Annotated in this window: 14 protein-coding genes and 1 tRNA gene; 9 read left to right on the top strand and 6 right to left on the bottom strand. The window is 39.1% G+C overall.

Translation table 11 applies throughout. The annotated features are described in order from the left end of the window. Entirely contained in the window at positions 1–2,004 is a 2,004-nt protein-coding gene (locus FEE95_RS02830; protein WP_138656315.1) for a urocanate hydratase, read from the top strand. 3 nt (positions 2,005–2,007) lie between these two features. After that, positions 2,008–2,967 carry a formimidoylglutamase gene (gene hutG, locus FEE95_RS02835; RefSeq protein WP_138656316.1) on the top strand — a complete coding sequence of 320 codons (960 nt, stop codon included), beginning with the start codon at positions 2,008–2,010 and terminating at the stop codon, positions 2,965–2,967. Between the two features lie 54 nt (positions 2,968–3,021). Here hutG and FEE95_RS02840 read toward each other — a convergent pair whose 3' ends face one another. Then, positions 3,022–4,179: a homogentisate 1,2-dioxygenase gene (locus tag FEE95_RS02840; protein WP_138656317.1), complete on the bottom strand. Its 1,158-nt coding sequence runs from the start codon at positions 4,177–4,179 to the stop codon at positions 3,022–3,024. 185 nt (positions 4,180–4,364) lie between these two features. On the opposite strand from FEE95_RS02840, the gene FEE95_RS22080 reads away from it, so the two are divergent. Then, complete coding sequence (locus FEE95_RS22080) at positions 4,365–4,520, top strand: hypothetical protein (RefSeq protein WP_171036964.1); 156 nt, start codon at positions 4,365–4,367, stop codon at positions 4,518–4,520. A gap of 148 nt (positions 4,521–4,668) precedes the next feature. Here FEE95_RS22080 and FEE95_RS02845 read toward each other — a convergent pair whose 3' ends face one another. Further along, positions 4,669–5,946 carry an NAD(P)/FAD-dependent oxidoreductase gene (locus FEE95_RS02845; RefSeq protein ID WP_138656318.1) on the bottom strand — a complete coding sequence of 426 codons (1,278 nt, stop codon included), beginning with the start codon at positions 5,944–5,946 and terminating at the stop codon, positions 4,669–4,671. A 124-nt stretch (positions 5,947–6,070) separates the two neighbouring features. Here FEE95_RS02845 and FEE95_RS02850 point away from each other — a divergent pair, with 124 nt between their 5' ends. The 5 genes from FEE95_RS02850 (at position 6,071) to FEE95_RS02870 (ending at position 11,164) form a co-directional block, all read left to right on the top strand. Continuing rightward, positions 6,071–6,466 (top strand): group III truncated hemoglobin, encoded by a 396-nt coding sequence (locus FEE95_RS02850; RefSeq protein ID WP_138656319.1) that lies wholly within the window; start codon positions 6,071–6,073, stop codon positions 6,464–6,466. A 48-nt stretch (positions 6,467–6,514) separates the two neighbouring features. Beyond that, the gene (locus tag FEE95_RS02855; protein WP_138656320.1) at positions 6,515–7,906 is read left to right on the top strand and encodes a Gfo/Idh/MocA family protein; all 1,392 of its coding nucleotides are present in this window, start codon (positions 6,515–6,517) and stop codon (positions 7,904–7,906) included. Between the two features lie 67 nt (positions 7,907–7,973). Further along, positions 7,974–8,858 carry a nucleotidyltransferase family protein gene (locus tag FEE95_RS02860; RefSeq protein WP_238474488.1) on the top strand — a complete coding sequence of 295 codons (885 nt, stop codon included), beginning with the start codon at positions 7,974–7,976 and terminating at the stop codon, positions 8,856–8,858. Further along, a complete protein-coding gene (locus tag FEE95_RS02865; protein ID WP_138656321.1) occupies positions 8,849–9,925 on the top strand; it encodes a phosphotransferase enzyme family protein in 1,077 nt (358 codons plus the stop codon). The genes FEE95_RS02860 and FEE95_RS02865 overlap by 10 nt, the downstream gene beginning before the upstream one ends. Positions 9,926–10,060: 135 nt before the next feature. After that, positions 10,061–11,164 (top strand): hypothetical protein, encoded by a 1,104-nt coding sequence (locus FEE95_RS02870; RefSeq protein WP_138656322.1) that lies wholly within the window; start codon positions 10,061–10,063, stop codon positions 11,162–11,164. Positions 11,165–11,247: 83 nt separating this feature from the next. Here FEE95_RS02870 and FEE95_RS02875 read toward each other — a convergent pair. From FEE95_RS02875 to dnaE, 4 genes are all read right to left on the bottom strand, one after another. Further along, positions 11,248–11,321 (bottom strand) — tRNA-Asp (locus FEE95_RS02875). Positions 11,322–11,454: 133 nt separating this feature from the next. After that, complete coding sequence (locus FEE95_RS02880; protein WP_138656323.1) at positions 11,455–12,384, bottom strand: DUF58 domain-containing protein; 930 nt, start codon at positions 12,382–12,384, stop codon at positions 11,455–11,457. Between the two features lie 66 nt (positions 12,385–12,450). Then, the gene (gene trxA / locus FEE95_RS02885) at positions 12,451–12,768 is read right to left on the bottom strand and encodes a thioredoxin (protein ID WP_138656324.1); all 318 of its coding nucleotides are present in this window, start codon (positions 12,766–12,768) and stop codon (positions 12,451–12,453) included. Between the two features lie 116 nt (positions 12,769–12,884). Then, on the bottom strand, positions 12,885–17,270 hold the full coding sequence (gene dnaE / locus FEE95_RS02890; RefSeq protein ID WP_138656325.1) for a DNA polymerase III subunit alpha: 4,386 nt from the start codon (positions 17,268–17,270) through the stop codon (positions 12,885–12,887). 199 nt (positions 17,271–17,469) lie between these two features. Between dnaE and FEE95_RS02895 the strand changes: the two genes are divergently transcribed. Further along, positions 17,470–18,897: a sulfatase family protein gene (locus FEE95_RS02895; protein WP_138656326.1), complete on the top strand. Its 1,428-nt coding sequence runs from the start codon at positions 17,470–17,472 to the stop codon at positions 18,895–18,897. Positions 18,898–19,059: the final 162 nt, after the last annotated feature.

Below are 19,059 nucleotides of genomic sequence, written 5' to 3' on the forward strand. Positions count from 1 at the left end.
ATGGATTTCAAGTCACAAATACTCCAGGGTATTCCTGAGAAACTTCCTCCAAAAAAGGAATACAGATTAGATGCAAATCACGCTCCCAAACGAAAAGATATTTTGTCTTTGGATGAGAAGAAATTATCAATCCGAAATGCCCTTCGGTATTTTCCAAAAGATTGGCATGATGAGCTGTCAAAGGAATTTGCAGTAGAACTAAGAACTTATGGTCGGATTTATATGCATCGGTTCAAGCCTGACTATGACTTATACGCGAGACCTATTCAAGACTATCCCGCAAAGACTATTAAAGCAGCGAGCATTATGCTTATGATTCAAAACAACTTGGATCCGGCAGTTGCACAACATCCCGAAGAATTAATCACCTATGGAGGAAACGGTGCCGTTTTTCAAAATTGGGCGCAATATCTTGTGACGATGCAGTATTTGGCTACTATGACCGAAGAGCAAACTCTTCATATCTATTCAGGACATCCGATGGGATTGTTTCCTTCTTCGAAGGAGGCGCCGAGGGTTGTGGTCACTAACGGAATGATGATTCCCAACTATTCAAAACCTGATGATTGGGAAAAATATAATGCCATTGGTGTTACCCAATACGGTCAAATGACCGCTGGTTCATATATGTATATTGGTCCGCAAGGTATTGTTCACGGAACAGCAATTACTGTGATGAATGCTTTTCGAAAGGTTTTTAAAACGAATGAAAATCCCGCAGGAAAATTATTCCTTACTGCAGGGTTAGGAGGCATGAGCGGCGCCCAACCCAAAGCAGGAAATATTGCTGGATGCATTACCATCTGCGCAGAGGTAAATCCTGCGGCAGCGAAAAAGAGACACGAACAAGGTTGGGTTGATGAATTACTACATGATTTAGATGGATTGGTATCGCGCACCAAAAAAGCAATTCTAAACAAGGAAGTAGTGTCCTTAGCTTTTATAGGGAACGTGGTTGATGTATGGGAGCGATTTGATTCCGAAAACATTTTTATTCATTTAGGTTCTGACCAAACTTCGTTACATAATCCATGGGCAGGAGGTTATTATCCTGTTGGATTATCTTTTGAAGCATCGAACCAATTGATGAGTAAAAATCCTGAGGAGTTCAAAGTCAAAATTCAAGAGACCTTACGAAGACATGCCGCTGCAATTAATTCGCATACCGCAAAGGGAACCTATTTCTTTGACTACGGGAACGCATTCCTTCTTGAAGCATCTCGTGCCGGCGCAAATGTGATGGCTGAAAATAATATCGATTTTAAGTATCCTTCGTATGTTCAAGATATTTTAGGCCCCATGTGTTTTGATTATGGTTTTGGTCCTTTTCGCTGGGTATGTACTTCTGCAAAACCTGAGGATTTAAGAACAACAGATGCAATTGCACTCAGAGTTATGGAAGAAATAAAAGACACTGCTCCAACAGAAATTCAGCAACAAATGCAAGACAATATCACTTGGATTCGAGAAGCCGAAAATAATAAATTGGTGGTTGGCTCTCAGGCAAGAATCCTTTATGCTGATGCTGAAGGAAGAGCGAAAATTGCTGAGGCTTTTAATCAAGCTATTGAATCTGGAGAACTATCCGCTCCCATTGTTTTAGGAAGAGACCATCATGATGTTAGTGGAACGGATTCTCCCTTCCGGGAAACCAGTAATATTTACGACGGGAGTAAATTTACCGCCGACATGGCCATACATAATGTAATCGGTGATAGCTTTCGAGGAGCAACTTGGGTTTCCATTCATAATGGTGGCGGAGTTGGTTGGGGTGAAGTCATGAATGGCGGCTTCGGAATGGTGCTTGATGGTTCAGAGGAAGCTTCAAAACGATTAAAAAACATGTTGTTTTACGACGTGAATAATGGAATTTCAAGAAGAAGTTGGGCCAGAAATGATGAAGCACTTTTCGCCATCAAAAGAGAAATGGCACGCACGCCTGAATTGAAAGTTACATTGCCTAACTTAGTGGAAGATGAATTGTTAAGCAATTTATTCGATTGATGTATGAATAGATATCTTGAAACAAATCCTGAATTTTGGTCTGGGCGAAAGTCAGGCAAGAAACTCTATTTACATGAAAAGGTGCAATGCATCAATATAGAGCGGGAATCACTTCCAAAGAAATCAAAAAAGAGCTTTACACTTTTGAGCTATGCTTGTGATGAAGGGGTGAAACGAAATCAAGGAAGGGTTGGAGCCTTTGACGGACCACAAGCGATTCGCAAAGCTCTTGCCAAACTACCCAATCATCTAGAAAAAAGTACTTCACTTGTTGATGCCGGAACATTAGAATGTATTGATGGTAAGCTTGAAAATATTCAAACCCACCTTGCTGAAAAAGTTGTTCAACTCTTGCAACAAGACTCATTTCCAGTCTTGTTAGGAGGCGGTCACGATATCGCTTACGGGCATTACAACGGCATAAAAAATCATCTAGAAAATAACGAAACCATTGGCATCATTAATTTCGATGCGCATTTTGACTTACGAACCAATAAAAATGGCAACAATTCTGGAACACCTTTTTTCCAAATAGCCGAAGACTGTAAAAAAGATAGTACACCGTTTAACTACCTCTGTTTAGGCATTAGAAAAGATGCCAATGACAAAACGTTATTTAAAATGGCATCTGATTTAGGGGTAAGCTATATCGAGAACAACACTTTTAAAACACATTATGCGAAACAGGTGGTTCAAGTCGTTTTGGATTTTATTCGAGAAGTAGACCATATTTATGTGACCATAGACCTCGACGGATTTTCCTCTGCATACGCTTCAGGAGTGAGCGCTCCATCACCCATGGGTTTTTCACCTGATATCGTCTTGGAAACAATGCAAATGATAATTGATTCTAAAAAATTGATTAGTTTAGATATCGCTGAAATGAATCCGAAATATGATAGAGACCATCAAACTGCGAAGTTAGCTGCAAGTTTGATTCATTTTGTGATACATCAAATTTAAAGTCATTAAACTTCTTAAAATTGCATCTCGACTCCGCTCGATGTGACAGCGAAATTACTCCAACCAAGACTGGTAATACTTTCCGTCATCAATATCCATAGCAGCTTGGGTAAGTTTTAATGGTTTAAAAGTATCAATCATCACTGCCAATTCTTCCGTACCTTTTTTGCCAATACTGGCTTCATAGGTACCAGGGTGAGGACCATGTGGAATTCCGGCAGGGTGTAGCGATATATATCCTTCGTCAATCCCTTTTCTGCTCATAAAATCTCCATCTACATAATACAACACCTCATCAGAATCTATGTTCGAATGATTGTACGGTGCAGGTATCGACTGTGGATGGTAATCATACAATCGTGGACAAAAAGAGCATACTACAAAAGCACTAGTTTCAAAAGTTTGATGTACTGGGGGTGGTTGGTGCACACGTCCTGTAATGGGTTCAAAATTATGAATAGAAAATCCGTAGGGAAAATTATAGCCATCCCAACCCACTACATCAAAAGGATGCGTTGCATAAATCATATGATGCAACTGACCTTGCTTCTTCACCTTCATTAAAAACTCACCCTTTTCATCATGGGTTTGCAAGTTCTGAGGAAGTTTAAAATCACGCTCGCAAAAAGGTGAATGTTCCAAATGTTGTCCGAACCAATTTCGGTATCTTTTCGGAGTATAAATGGGATGATAACTTTCCGTCATTAACAAGCGATTATCCTCTGAATCAAATGATATCTGATAAATCATCCCTCGAGGAATCACCAAATAATCTCCATACTCAAAAGGAATTTCCCCAAGCATCGTTTTTAGAGTTCCAGAACCTTTATGAATAAATAAGAGTTCATCTGCATCGGTGTTCTTGTAGAAATAATCAGTCATTGATTTTCTTGGAGCAGCTAAACCAACATGAACATCCGAGTTGAACAAAATCGTCTTTCTACTAACTAAATAATCATCTTGAGCTTTGATTTCCAAACCTTTTAAAAGTCGCGACTTTATGTTGTGCTCAACGGCAGCTCTTGGGGTAACATCTAAAGATTTACCAACCTCCTTTACTTGTGTTGGTCGATGCAAATGATACATGAGTGATGACATACCATCAAAACCAATTGTACCAAATAACTGCTCGTAATGGAGTGTACCATCCTCTTTTTTGAAAATTGTATGTCTTTTCTGTGGGATTTTTCCTAACTTATGGTATAGTGGCATAAAAAGATTTCGCTTTTATTCTAGAATAAATTTACAATAATTATGCGCCAATAGTTATAAAAACAAAGGGTGATTTGACCAAAAAAAGTGCATTTTAACGTTGCCATTAACCTATCATCGAATAATCTTTACATAATAACCTATCTACTTTACATTGGCGAAGACTAAACCATTAACTAACTAAAATGAACCGAACGCGAGAGCAGATAAAAGCTGCAAAAGCGAGAAAGGAATGGCAAAGCTTGCAAGAGCAAAAACTCAGAGAAGAATCGAATGAGACGCCAAATTTGAAAAAAGTTAAGAGCTCCACAAAAGAAAACAACCTTCGGGATTCCGCTTAGAACTTTTCAAAATCCTTTACTCCCTCTTCATAAAAAAAAGCCTTCCAATTTGGAAAGCCTTTCATTGGCCCTAACCTAGACATAGGTTTTGGGTCACAACACAACGTTACAAATATAGCAAAGGTATTTTTAATACTTTCTCAATTGCCTATATTTTATGTTTAAATGGTCGAACGATAAGGCGTGCGGCCTTATCATAGTTGATATAATTGTAGGCCCAATTGAAGAAGACTACCACTTTATTTCGAAATCCTACTAAGGCCATTAAGTGAACGAACATCCAAATGAACCAAGCAAAAAAACCGCTAAACTTTAGTTTTCCTAAATCGGCCACGGCTCTATTTCGGCCTATTGTAGCAAGGGTACCTTTATCAAAATAGGTAAAAGGTTTCATTGGTTTTTCCTGAAAAAGCAGATTCAAATTCTTTGCTAAGTGTTCTCCTTGTTGAATGGCGGGTTGTGCAACTTGAGGGTGTCCGTGAGGAAAAGCATCTGTTACCATATAAGCAATATCACCTATAGCAAAAACATCATTGCATCCTTCCACTTGGTTAAATCGGTTAACCTTGTAACGGTTTAATCGCTCTACAAGTTTTGTAGTTTCAAATCCAGCTATTGAAGCTCCAGTTACTCCAGCTGCCCAAATTAAATTTTTGGTTTTCAAGGTCTCACCATTTGCTTTTGTCAATAGGTTGCCATCATAATCGGCAACTATAGTATTTAGGTGAACCTTCACGCCTAATCTTTTCAAAACTTGATTAGACTTTTCAGAAGCATGCTCACTCATCGGCCCCAATATTCTTGGCCCTCCTTCAAAAAGATGGATCTCCATTTCATCCACATTCAGATGTCTGTAGTCTTTAGGAAACACATTCCGTTTCAATTCGGCAAATGCGCCTGCTAGTTCTACTCCCGTCGGTCCTGCGCCTACGATACAAAAAGTGAGTAACGCTTTTCGCTCTTCTTCATTCTTCGAGTCATCCGCTTTTTCAAAGTTTTGTAGCATCAAGCTTCGTATGTTCAATGCTTGAGGAACGGTCTTCATGGGCATGGCATGCTTCTCAATATTAGCATTTCCAAAGAAATTCGTCTTAGTTCCCGTAGCCAAAACCAAATAATCATAGGTCAATTCACCTATGTTGGTTTTTATCTCTTTGGTATCGGGATTTATCTTTTCTACGGATGCCAATCGGAAATGAAAATTCTTTAATCGCTTTAAAACTTTTCGAATGGGATACGCAATAGAATCTGGTTCTAAACCACTGGTAGAAACTTGATACAATAAGGGTTGAAATGTATGATAATTATGTCGGTCAATAAGTACTACTTGAAAATCTAAATCTTTAAGCTTTTTTGCTAAGGAAATGCCACCAAACCCACCGCCTATAATCACTACTCTTCTCTGGGAAGTCTTAGGTAAATTCATATCGAATTTTAAACAAAATTACGACACAAAAACATAGTGAAAAAGCTTTATTAGTATTAGTTTTCGGTCATTGATTAATCCCTCTTTCATACTCGGCCATTCAAAATTTCACTAATTTCATAGGATGAAGACCAAAGCTGATATTTCCAATAGAAAAGATGTGAAAAGCCTAGTGGTCACTTTCTACCAAAAAGTGCGAAAACACGATATTCTAGGTCCTATTTTCAATCAGATAATCACCGATTGGGAGGCCCATTTCGAACTCCTAACCGATTTCTGGGAAACACAACTTTTCCTAAAACGGAAATACCATGGCAATCCTGTCACAGTGCATCAGGAAGTAGATGATAAAACAAACAATTCAGTAAGCTCAGAACAATTCGGTTTATGGCTAAACCTTTGGTTTGAAACCATTGATGAACTTTTCGAAGGTGAGATCGCATGGGTCGCCAAAAACAGAGCTCAAAAAATGTCTACCATGTTATTCCTTAAAATTTTTGAACATCGCAATAGAAGCTAAAGAATTCATTACTTTTAAAAATAGACCGTAAACTTAGACTTTGTTAAAATGAAAAAAAATACTTCGCGTAGGTCATTCCTTAAAAAAGCAGCATTGGGATCAGCGGCAATGACTTCGGCCCCAATGGTTCTTGCTGCAGATTATGAACAAAAAGTAACTCTAAGCAAAAACTATGAGTTTCTGAATTTCTCTACTAACGACCAGATTAATCTGGGGTTGATAGGGTCAGGTATACAGGGAATCTATGATACAACAGCCGCCTTAAAAGTAGCGGGGGTCAAACTGGTTGCCGTTTGTGATTTGTATAATGGAAGATTAGACCGAGCCAACGAACTTTGGGGCAATGACTTGTTTACTACCAGAGATTATCGTGAGCTATTGGATCGAAAAGACATCGACGCGGTAATTGTGGCCACACCTGACCACTGGCACAAAAAGATAACCGTTGACGCCTTAAAAGCTGGCAAACATGTATACTGCGAAAAGCCAATGGTCCAAAAATGGCAAGAAGGTCAAGAAATCATAAAGGCGCAAAAATCTTCAGGAAAACTATGCCAAATAGGTAGTCAAGGCATGTCCTCTTTAGGTAACGAAAAGGCAAAACAGTTGTATGAAGACGGTGCCATTGGTGACTTGGTTATGCTAGATATGTACAATGACCGTTACTCTGCTGAAGGTGCATGGCAATATCCCATTCCACCAGATGCCAGTCCTGACACTATTGATTTTGACACGTTCTTAGGGAGTGCTCCAAAAACTCCCTATGACCTCAAACGCTTTTTTAGGTGGCGTAATTATAAGGATTATGGCACTGGAGTTGCCGGCGATTTATTTGTTCACGCCTTTTCAACTTTAAACCATGTGATTAGTTCTAACGGGCCAAACAGAGCCTTGGCCACCGGTGGACTTCGCTATTGGAATGATGGCCGCGATGTTCCTGATGTGAGCATTACATTATACGACTATCCAAAGACCGATACCCATGCCGCATTCAATGCTGTCTTTAGAATCAATTTTATTGCTGGCTCTGGCGGTGGTGGCGGTTTCAAACTTATCGGCACCGAAGGTGAGATGGAAGTGGGGCAAAACTCTGTGAGATTGACACGCTCAAAACTAGGAATGATACCTGGAGGGTATTCAATGATTGCCTACACTGAAGCTACTCAACAAAAAATCAAGGAAGGTTATGCAGCCCAAAATCTCGAGACGAGGGCTTCTAGCTTAAATCTTGGTAAAACTACATGGGAAGCACCAAATGATTATACGGGTGGCCATTATGACCACTTTTATAATTTCTTTCAGGCCATCCGAGGAAAAGGAAACATTGTCCAAGACCCAACTTTCGGACTTCGAGCAGCTGGTGCAGCACTTTTAGCCAATGAAAGCTATTATAAAAAACAGCCCGTGAATTGGGATCCCATCGCGATGAAACTCCTCTAGATTTCACAAAAATCAATTTTCTTATCAAATCCAAACTCCTATTTTTGTCGCTTAAAACAACAAATACATGACCTTACTTTTAATGGCCGCTGGTAGTGGAAGCCGATACGGAAAACTAAAACAATTTGACGATTTAGGCCCAGCCGGGGAATTTCTGATGGAATTCGCGATGTATGATGCTATCAAAAACGACTTTGATCATATCGTAGTCATTACAAAAAAGGAAAATGTTGATTTTCTCAAAGACCATTTAAGTGGTCGGTTACCTCAAAATATCAAATTGGATGTGCTAGCCCAAGAAAAAACAGATCTACCCGACGGAGTTACTTTCAACGGGGAGCGCAAAAAGCCTTGGGGTACTGCACATGCCGTATGGACGGCCAGAAGTGTTATTAATGGCCCGTTTGCGGTTATTAATGCAGATGACTTTTATGGTCAATCTGCTTATGCAAATGCAGCAAAATTTATGCAAAAGCATCCAAATGACAATACCTATGCTTTGCTCGGGTATACCTTAAAAGATACACTTTCTGAATATGGTTCAGTTTCTCGTGGAGTCTGTATGGTCGAAGGCGATGATTTAACTTCGGTTGAGGAACGACTCGAATTAGAACAACAAGATGATAGTGTCATCGATCATCATTCAGGAAATAAGTATTCTGGAAACGAGCAAGTAAGTATGAACTTTTGGGTTTGCAAACCTTCCATTTTTGATAAAATTGAATCTGAATTCCGTATTTTTCTGAAGGATGAAGATCGCATCGCTAATAGCGAACTCTATTTGCCGATTACCATTCAAGAAATGCTACAAGCAGGAGAAGCAAGCGTGAAACTGGTTCCCTCTGGTGGTGAATGGTTTGGGGTCACATATGCAAGCGACAAAGAAAAAGCGATGAAAAACTTAAAGGATAAGACGGAACAAAATCAATATATCTCGCCTCTATGGCCGTAGAATTGGGAAACTATTCCGAAGATGGGCTTAGAGCAATCCTAAAAGAATTTAAGATTGCCCAAAATGATTATTCCTTTAAATCCATAACAGCGGGTTACATCAATGATACCTTTTTGGTATGTAATGAAGAAGAGCCATTATTTATTCTGCAACGTATTAATCATAATATTTTCGAGAATATTGAAGGCCTTATGATGAATATAAATAGGGCATTCAAATATTTAAAAGGAGGAGGTTATAATCAGATCAAATTAATACCCGCTTTATCCGGCAAAGCATATGCTTCTCATAAATCCGGTTATTGGCGTGTTATGACCTATATAGCCAATAGCACTACTTATGATACCACCACAGAGGCGGAAATCGCATTTGAAGCAGGCAGAATCATAGGAAAGTTTCATACACTACTGGCCAATGAGCCCATTGAGTCTTATGTAGATACCATTCCAAAATTTCACGACTTGAAACTTCGTAAAATGCAATTTCTTGCGGCATTGGCAAGAGCATCAGATAAAAAAAAAGAACTAGCTAGCGATGCTATTCTTTTCTCGCAGGATATGCTTGTGAAGCTAACATCTATGCACAATGAGCAATTACCTAAGCGAGTTTGTCATAACGACACCAAACTGAACAACATTCTCTTTTCCAAGGAAACAAAAAGGTCCCTATGCCTTATTGATTTGGACACTTTAATGACGGGATACTTTCATTTTGACTTTGGGGATGCTATACGGACTATAGTAAATACTGCTCCAGAAGATGAGAAAGAACACGGCAAAATCACTTTTGAAAAAAAGCTCTTTGAAGCTTTTGTTGATGGACTGGCATCGAATGATTCTTTTTTAAACCTTGAAGAAATCAAAGCACTTCCCTATGGGGTACTACTAATGCCTTTTCTACATGGTATAAGAGCACTCACCGATTACCTCAATGGCAACATCTATTATAAAGTCGCCTACGAAAATCAGAATTTAGACCGCTGCTTGAGCTTGTTTGACTTTACCAAAAAGGCTTTGTCAAATATCGATTATATGAAGACGGTGCTTTCTGAAAAACTCAAATCTTAGTAGTACTAGCATTAATAGTTTTAATACCCTGCTCTTTTTTATCATCCTGAAATACTTAAATACAGTTTTTTTAGTTATATGTAGGAAAAAACTTTCTTTTTCAAAATTTTAAGACAACCTACAAATAAAAGCAACATGAAAAAGCATATGCAAAATAGTCTGAATTTCAGCTTTATTATAGTAGCATTAACCTTCTTTATAACAGCTTGCAGCGCAGATGAAGGGTCGATATTTGAAACCCCACAAGATACAGGTCAAGATGGGATGGAGAATATGGATGGCACCGATGAAGTTGCAACCCTCATTTTTAATGAATCAGACCCGAGTAAAAATATACTTATTTCAGAAGCGAACGGAGAAGTCGGCTCAAGAGTTCGAGCTAGAGTCATTTTTACTAGCTCAACAACGACACAACGGCGTTTATATATCACTCAAAACATAGCTGGCACAGGTGATATGCCATTTAACGATTTTGATTTAGGAGATACTGATTTAACCAAAGTACTAAAAGCGGATGGGTCTATTGACTTGGATGGAGCAAATAAAAAGGAAATTGATTTTACATTCGAACTGCCTGTACCAGATGTTACAAACGGTCTAATCGTCTATAGCTTTTGGACAACCAAAGGGAAAGGAGATTTTAGAGACCCTACTAAACGTATAGCTCTAGGAGTAGGAACCATTACTGTTAAAGTTGGGGCGGGTACTAATCCTTTTGCAACAGTTCGAAAATTTGAAGGCATTAAACTTTTCGCTCCCGACCAATTTGGTAAAACCGAGAGCTTCTTTTCTTTGTTAAACGAAACCGTTTATAAAATTAATCAAGGTCCGGAATTTCGCGCATTTTGGGACTTTGGTTACTACTGCGGTGCATCAGGAAGCTCCGCAAATGATGATGCTTCCTTCGCATCGACCAAAGCTTATGATGCCTCTTTTGGTTTTGACGTTGAAGGTCTAAAGCCTGCAGATACCGAAGAAGACATGGCCGAAGAAACTTTAAATGAAATGTTTTTTGCAAAGTCTGGGAAGAGCACTACAGATTTTGATGGAATCGCTTTGGCAAGTGACCTAGATGGAATCGACAAATCTACTAACCAAAAAATTACTAATCTTACCGTAGACGATGTTATTGAATTTGTAGACAACTATGGTAAAAAAGGACTAATTAAGATAACAGCTATTCAAGCTGGTTTTGGAAATAATGACTTTATCGAGTTTAGTGTAAAGATTCAGCCGTAAGATAAAAAAGTAGCTAATCGCCATAGACACTAATCATTGGCTATAAAAAAGCCCTTCATTTTACCGAAGGGCCTTCTAATTTGCGGTCTGGACGGGACTCGAACCCGCGACCCCCTGCGTGACAGGCAGGTATTCTAACCAACTGAACTACCAGACCAATGATTTTATCTTTTAAAAGACTCCTGCTACAGCGGGATTCAAATCTTGTTCAAATTGCTTTTGTAAAGCGAGTGCAAATATAAATCGTTATTTCTATTGCACAAACTATTTCTATCAAAATTAAAGGCAAGTCAAAGAAATTTTTGACGCTCAACAAGATAGGTGTTCAGAACCTTTGAGAAATCCCCTCGAACATCTACATCAACATACTTGATTCTGTATTGAGCACATTTCAATTTTAGCTCCTCAAAATAGGCACTGACGCTTTCCTTGTAAGCGTCTTTGATATTCTCGGAATACAAATCAATATGCTCCCCTGTTTCAAGATCTAAAAAACGTTTGGGTGTATTTTCAAAATCAAAGTGCTGCTCCTTTTCTTTATCCAATAAATGAAATAAAACTACCTCGTGCTTATTGTACTTTAAATGCCGTAGTGCATCAAACAACTTTTCATCATCTGTTGAAGTTTGAAACATATCGGTAAAAAGAAAAATCAAACTCCTTCGCTTTATCTTTTCGGCAATCAAGTGCAGATAGGTATACGTTTCAGTTTTCTGGGCTGGCTTAGTATCTAAACTAATCTCACTTAGTTTGGCCAAGAGCATTTGATGATGTCGTTCGCTTCCCTTTTCTGGAGCATAAAAGTTGTAACCATCTGAAAAAACGCTCAAACCAACCGCATCACGTTGACGTTTCAACATATTCATCAAGGCAGCAATCGCCAATACACCGAAGCCTACTTTGTTCAAATCGCCTAACTCAAGGTTTTTTACTTCTGGATAATACATAGAAGCGGAACTATCCAATATCATATGACATCTTAGATTCGTCTCCTCTTCATATCGCTTGGTATAAAGTTTATCTGTTTTGGCAAAAAGCTTCCAATCAATATGTTTCGTGCTTTCACCTGTATTGTAGATTTTGTGTTCGGCAAATTCTGCTGAGAAACCATGAAAGGGACTTTTATGAATTCCACTTATAAATCCTTCTACAACCTGATTCGCCAACAACTCTAAGTTTTGAAAAAGGGAGGCTTTATTTAATTCAGATTGCAGATTCATACAACTAAGATAAAACAAAAAAGGTTCAGCAAATGCCGAACCTTTTCATATCAATTCTATTAGTTACTACAATAGAGCGTCGATTGCGTCAGTGTAAACTTTTTTAGGAGATACTCCTACTTGCCTGCTTACAATTTCGCCACCTTTAAATACCAACACTGTTGGTATATTTCGTACGCCATATTTAGCTGCGAATTCTTGGTTAGCGTCAACATCAACCTTACCAACAACAGCTTTTCCTTCATATTCAGTGCTCACCTCGTCGATGATTGGTCCTACCATTCTACATGGTCCGCACCATGCTGCCCAAAAATCCACTACTACGGGTTTATCACTTTTCAATACTACTTCGTCAAAAGTCGCATCTGTTATTTCTAATGCCATTTTGTTTTGTTTTAATATTACGCAAAGTTAGTCAAATATTACGCTGTTTCCTTACTAACGTATTATTCCTTTTGACTATTGCGCCATCAGGGGAATTTATTGATGTTTCACCCTGTTTAGTTCAATTTGTAATGTACCTCATCCTCCTCCAACTGATGTAATAATTCACTGGAAATCTGAACCTTTTGTTTTCTGCTTGACAGATTGACTTTTATCTTTTCTTCCATCTCGTAAACGATGAAGTTCAAGTTATGATTCCCTTTATGGCTAACTAGGGTATCTTTCAATTGGCGCACTCTTTCTTCTTGTAAATTATTAATATCCAGTTTTATAGTTAATTTTTTAGCATATGCTTCCATTACCTCTTGCAGCAACATAAAACTATTGAATTGCATTCGTGGGTCGCCTTTTTTGCCCGTATCACGATTCACCCATCCATCCTTTATAAATATTTTGACATAGGCGAAAGAGTTTATCATCAAAAAATGGCGGAACTTCAAATACTCTTCCCCGAAAATTCGGAATTCATAGGAATCCGTATAATCTTCCATTGTAAAAGCTGCCCAACCTTTCCCGTTTTTTGAAATACGATGTTGCACATCAGTAATTACTCCGGCCAGAGTCAGTTCACGATTGACATAGTTTTCCATTTCATTGACGTGTGAAATACTGGCATTACAAAAAGCTTTGATTTCCGTTTTAAAATCATCCAATGGATGTCCTGAAATATAGATCCCCACCACCTCTTTTTCTCTTCGGAGTTTTTCCATTGTACCCCACTCCTCACAAGGTGGAACTTCAGGTTCAGGAATCTGGGCTTCACTAATGCCTCCAAACATATCCATTTGGGAAGAATTTTTATTCTCCTGATATTTTGCAGCAGATTTAATCACCTTTTCCAAGAAAGTAATACTATCGCCTTCGGTATGGAAGTATTGTGCACGGTGCGTGGTTCCTAAAGAATCAAAACCACCAGCAACTGCTAAATTCTCAAATGCTTTTTTGTTCGCCGAACGCAAATCGATTCTCTTTGCCAAATCAAAGACTGAGGCAAAATTTCCATCCTTTTTACGGTGTTCAACAATAGTTTCCACTGCCGAACGGCCAACCCCCTTAATGGCCCCCATTCCGAAGCGAACTGCTCCCCTTTTGTTTACCGCAAACTTGTAATAGGATTCATTCACATCAGGACCTAAAACCTCAAGTCCCATACGTTTACATTCTTCCATAAAGAACGTAACCTGTTTGATGTCATTCATATTATTGCTCAGTACTGCCGCCATATACTCAGCAGGGTAATGTGCTTTCAAATACGCAGTTTGATAAGCGATATAGGCATAACATGTAGAGTGACTTTTATTGAAGGCATATGCGGCAAACGCTTCCCAATCTTTCCAGATTTTTTCTAAAGTTTCGGTGGGATGTCCATTCGCTTCACCTCCTTCTAAGAACTTGGGTTTCATCTTTGCCAGTACAGCAAAAATCTTTTTTCCCATGGCTTTTCGAAGTACATCAGCTTCACCTTTAGAAAAACCGGCCAATTTTTGCGAAAGTAGCATTACTTGCTCCTGATAAACCGTAATACCATAGGTTTCCTTCAAATATTCTTCCATATCCGGAAGGTCATAGGCTATCTCTTCATCACCGTGCTTTCTTCGGATAAAACTTGGAATATATTCCATCGGACCAGGACGGTACAAGGCATTCATAGCAATCAAATCATCAAAAACCGAAGGTTTTAAATCCTTCATATGTTTTTGCATCCCTGGAGATTCATATTGGAATATCCCTACGGTATCTCCTCTTTGGAAAAGCTCATAGGTCTTCTCATCATCCAACGGAAAATCATCTGGCACCAATTCAATGCCATGTTTGGCTTTTACGATTTTGACCGTGTCTTTAATTAAGGTCAAAGTTTTTAATCCCAAGAAATCCATCTTCAATAAGCCCGCACTTTCAACAACGGAGTTATCAAATTGGGTTACATATAAATCGGAATCCTTTGCAGTAGCAACAGGAACAAAGTTGGTGATATCATCAGGAGTAATAATCACCCCACAGGCATGAATACCCGTATTTCGAACAGAACCTTCAAGCGTTCGAGCCATGGTTAAGGTTTGCCCTTCTAAATCATCACCTTCCGCAATATTTAAGAGTTGATTTACTTTGTCATAATCATCCGCTCGGAATTGCTTTTTAAGTTCTGCATCCGACTTGCCAAAAATCTTATTCAATTTTGACATGGTGGGAATCAACTTGGCAATTCTATCAGAATCACCAAGGGGTAAATCTAATACCCGCGCCGTATCACGAATCGATGATTTTGCAGCCATCGTTCCGTAAGTAATAATCTGAGCTACTTGATTAGACCCATATTTTTCAATTACATAGTCCATCACACGACCGCGACCTTCATCATCAAAATCAATATCAATATCCGGCATCGACACTCGTTCTGGATTTAAAAATCGCTCAAAAAGAAGATTATATTTTAAGGGGTCAATATTCGTAATCCACAAACAATAGGCTACCACAGAACCTGCGGCAGAACCCCTACCCGGCCCTACGGAAACATCCATATTTCGGGCTTCACGAATGAAATCCTCAGTAATCAAAAAATACCCAGGATACCCTGAGTTCTTTATAGTATCTAACTCAAAATCAATTCGTTCTTTGATTTCAGAAGTAATTTCTTCATACCTTTTTTTGGCACCCTCATAAGTAATATGACGTAAATAGGCGTTTTCACCTCGATTGCCTCCATCAACTACATCTTCAGCAACTTTGAATTCCTCTGGAATATCAAATTTGGGCAACAATACATCCCGAGCTAGGTCATAAGGCTCAACTTTATCGAGAACATCTTGAACATTTAAAATAGATTCCGGAAGGTCTTTAAACAACTCCTTCATCTCGTCTTGTGACTTGAAATAGTACTCTTGATTCGGCAATCCGTAACGGTAACCACGACCTCTTCCTATAGGTGTAGCCTGCTTTTCACCATCCTTCACACACAACAAAATATCGTGCGCATCGGCATCTTCCTTTGCACAATAATAGGTGTTATTGCTCGCCACCATTTTGACTTGGTGCTTTTTAGCCATCGGAATCAAAACTTGGTTTACACGGTCTTCATCTTCTTGTCCGTGACGCATGATTTCGACATACAAATCATCTCCAAATTGTTCTTTCCACCAAACTAAGGCTTCCTCCGCCTGTTTTTCACCCACATTTAGAATCTTTCCTGGCACCTCTCCATATAAATTTCCGGTAAGTACAATGATGTCTTCTTTGTATTGCTCAATTACCTTTCGGTCGATACGTGGGACATAGTAAAATCCATCAGTATAAGCGATGGAAGACATTTTCGCCAGATTGTGATAGCCCTTTTTGTTCTTCGCTAAAAGCACAATCTGATATCCGTAGTCTTTTACATTCTTATTTGTATGGTCATCACAAACGAAAAATTCACAGCCTATGATAGGTTTGATTTCCGTCTCCGTTGGTAACTCCCCTTTTTCAATAGCTTCTGCATTTCGCTCCTTAACGCCAGCATTATTTGCCTTAACGGCTTTCACAAAATGAAATGCCCCCATCATGTTCGCATGGTCGGTAATCGCAACAGCCGGCATTTTGGCATCTGCAGCTGATTTCACCAAATCTTTTAAAGAAATGGTGGATTGCAGAACAGAAAACTGCGAATGGTTATGCAAATGAGCAAAAGAGGCATCTTCAAGTGATTGAATATTCGCCGTAATTTCTTCTTCGGATGCAACACTTGTATCTTTCTCCCAAAGTGCATCGGCAATTTTTTTGGATGCTTTTTTGAGATTGATATGTTTTAATCCGATTAATTCAATCGTCTGCGGATTTGCCTCCGAGAAATTCTCAAAATAATCAGGTTGGACATCTAATTTTTCAAGGGAATAATGCTTTCTACGGATAAGCTCCAAAAAACAACGTGTCGTTGCTTCAACATCGGCAGTCGCATTATGCGCCTCGCCAAATGGTTCTCCGAAAAGGTATTGATGCAATTCCGTCAAAGTAGGAAGCTTGAACTTTCCACCACGACCTCCGGGAATTTGACAAAGGATAGCCGTTTCCTCCGTACACGTATCTAAAACAGGAAGCTCCTGTAACGGATTTTCAACACCTAACCTGTGAAACTCTGCTCCCATGATATTCAAATCAAAGCCAACATTCTGACCGACAATGAACTTCGTCTTTGACATTGCCGCTTTGAACTTCTCTAAAACTTCAGCTAAAGGAACCCCATTTTGAGCTGCCAATTCCGTAGAAATACCGTGGATCTTTTCAGCATCATAGGGAATATTAAAGCCCTCAGGCTGCACTAAATAATCTTGATGCTCCACCACATTACCCATTGCATCATGCAACTGCCAGGCGATTTGAATACAACGCGGCCAGTTGTCGGTATCGGTAATTGGGGCGTTCCAGTTTTTTGGCAGGCCTGTGGTTTCAGTGTCAAAGATTAAATACATTCAATTTGTTTTCTATTCACCAAAAAGGTGAGAATCTGTTGTACAGTTGCGGAAAAATGAGTTTCAAAAAGTACCGATAAAAATACGTAAAACAGGCAGTTTGAAAAAAGGGAGTTGTTAGGAGTTATTAACTTCTAATTTGCCAATTCACTTGTATTATGAACATTCCCTATATTTAAGGAAACCTAATTATCAATCGATGAGATTTGCGTCCAGTATATTTGTAATTGTGTCCTCTTTACTTTTCATTAGTTGCGGGAACGAAAGAGGGGCGCCCGACATCTCAAATGAAGAAAAGAAAGCACTAAATTTTGTTATCATTTTCGCAGATGACCTAGGATATGGGGATTTAAGTTCATACGGAAATCCCACTATTAATACACCAAATTTGGACCGGATGGCCACTGAGGGTCAAAAATGGACAAATTTTTATTCAGGAGCCAGTGTCTGCACACCAAGTAGGGCGGCTTTATTAACAGGCAGACTTCCTGTAAGAAGTGGCATGGCAAGCAATAAACATCGGGTGCTTTTCCCAGATTCTAAAAATGGTTTACCAGCTTCAGAAATCACCCTAGCAGAACAATTAAAAACAGTTGGCTATCAAACCGCAGCTATCGGAAAGTGGCATCTTGGGCATAAGGAGGAATATTTACCCACAAACCACGGTTTTGACTATTATTTTGGTATTCCCTACTCTAACGACATGGATATGATTGGTGGATTGCTACCGTATTGGGAATATTGGCAACAACCCAATGACTCTATAAAAACAGAACATTTCAATGTGCCTTTGTTTCGAAATACCGAGATTATCGAACGTCCTGCTAATCAACATTCCATCACCAAACGCTATTCTGAGGAAACAGTTTCTTTTATCAGAAAGAACAAAGACCAACCCTTTTTTGTGTACTTGGCACATAACTTGCCTCACATTCCCTTATTTGTTTCGGCGGAAGCTAATGGCAAGAGTGAACGTGGATTATATGGTGACGTTGTTGAGGAAATTGATAATGGGGTTGGCAAAATATTGACTGTTCTCGAAGAAGAAGGTTTAGCAGAGAACACCATCGTTGTTTTTACCTCTGATAACGGTCCTTGGTTATCCTTTAAGAATAACGGTGGAAGTGCAGGTCTACTTCGAGCAGGAAAAGGAACTACTTGGGAAGGTGGTATGCGAGAGCCCGGCATCTTTTGGGGACCTGGAAATATAAAACCAGGATTAATAACGGATCTTGGTTCAACAATGGACCTATTTACAACTTTTAGTAGTCTGGCCGGGGCAAAAATACCAGATGACCATGTAGTGGATGGCGTGGATTTAAGTGAGACTTTATTAAGTCATGAACCAAGTCCGAGAAAGAGCGTACTTTATTATAGAGGCACAGAAATTTATGCAGCACGCCTTGGAGACTTTAAAGTCCATTATGTTACACAAGGGGCCTATGGTGAATTGGGAGAACGTCAAGAACATGAAACTCCAATACTTTATAATCTTAGCCATGACGCTGCAGAAAAATTTGACATTTCTCAAGAGCATCCTGAAATATTAAAACAAATTCAAGAATTGGTGCTTGCCCATAAATCGAAGTTGGAAGCTGGAAAAGACCAGCTTGCGGAAAGGGAGTAATCCATCAAAGGTAAGATACAGAAATCCAGATGCCCCACACATCTGGATTTCTCTAAGATTCAGGGCTTTTTTCAAAGCTCCATTTAAAAAGCGTTCTCGCTTTTCCCTAAGTTACGCAAGAAAATCCATCAATCATAAATTTTAACAAGGTTTAATCTATGT

The sequence above is a fragment of the Maribacter algarum (ex Zhang et al. 2020) genome (assembly GCF_005885635.1).
GTDB lineage: Bacteria > Bacteroidota > Bacteroidia > Flavobacteriales > Flavobacteriaceae > Maribacter_C > Maribacter_C algarum.

Coding starts and splice junctions, on each gene's coding strand:
- FEE95_RS02865 (WP_138656321.1), top strand. CDS start 8,849: ATGGCCGTAGAATTGGGAAACTATTCCGAAGATGGGCTTAGAGCAATC.
- FEE95_RS02880 (WP_138656323.1), bottom strand. CDS start 12,384: ATGAATCTGCAATCTGAATTAAATAAAGCCTCCCTTTTTCAAAACTTA.
- FEE95_RS02840 (WP_138656317.1), bottom strand. CDS start 4,179: ATGCCACTATACCATAAGTTAGGAAAAATCCCACAGAAAAGACATACA.
- FEE95_RS02855 (WP_138656320.1), top strand. CDS start 6,515: ATGAAAAAAAATACTTCGCGTAGGTCATTCCTTAAAAAAGCAGCATTG.
- FEE95_RS02850 (WP_138656319.1), top strand. CDS start 6,071: ATGAAGACCAAAGCTGATATTTCCAATAGAAAAGATGTGAAAAGCCTA.
- FEE95_RS02860 (WP_238474488.1), top strand. CDS start 7,974: ATGACCTTACTTTTAATGGCCGCTGGTAGTGGAAGCCGATACGGAAAA.
- trxA (WP_138656324.1), bottom strand. CDS start 12,768: ATGGCATTAGAAATAACAGATGCGACTTTTGACGAAGTAGTATTGAAA.
- FEE95_RS02870 (WP_138656322.1), top strand. CDS start 10,061: ATGAAAAAGCATATGCAAAATAGTCTGAATTTCAGCTTTATTATAGTA.
- FEE95_RS02895 (WP_138656326.1), top strand. CDS start 17,470: ATGAGATTTGCGTCCAGTATATTTGTAATTGTGTCCTCTTTACTTTTC.
- FEE95_RS02845 (WP_138656318.1), bottom strand. CDS start 5,946: ATGAATTTACCTAAGACTTCCCAGAGAAGAGTAGTGATTATAGGCGGT.
- dnaE (WP_138656325.1), bottom strand. CDS start 17,270: ATGTATTTAATCTTTGACACTGAAACCACAGGCCTGCCAAAAAACTGG.
- FEE95_RS22080 (WP_171036964.1), top strand. CDS start 4,365: ATGAACCGAACGCGAGAGCAGATAAAAGCTGCAAAAGCGAGAAAGGAA.
- FEE95_RS02830 (WP_138656315.1), top strand. CDS start 1: ATGGATTTCAAGTCACAAATACTCCAGGGTATTCCTGAGAAACTTCCT.
- hutG (WP_138656316.1), top strand. CDS start 2,008: ATGAATAGATATCTTGAAACAAATCCTGAATTTTGGTCTGGGCGAAAG.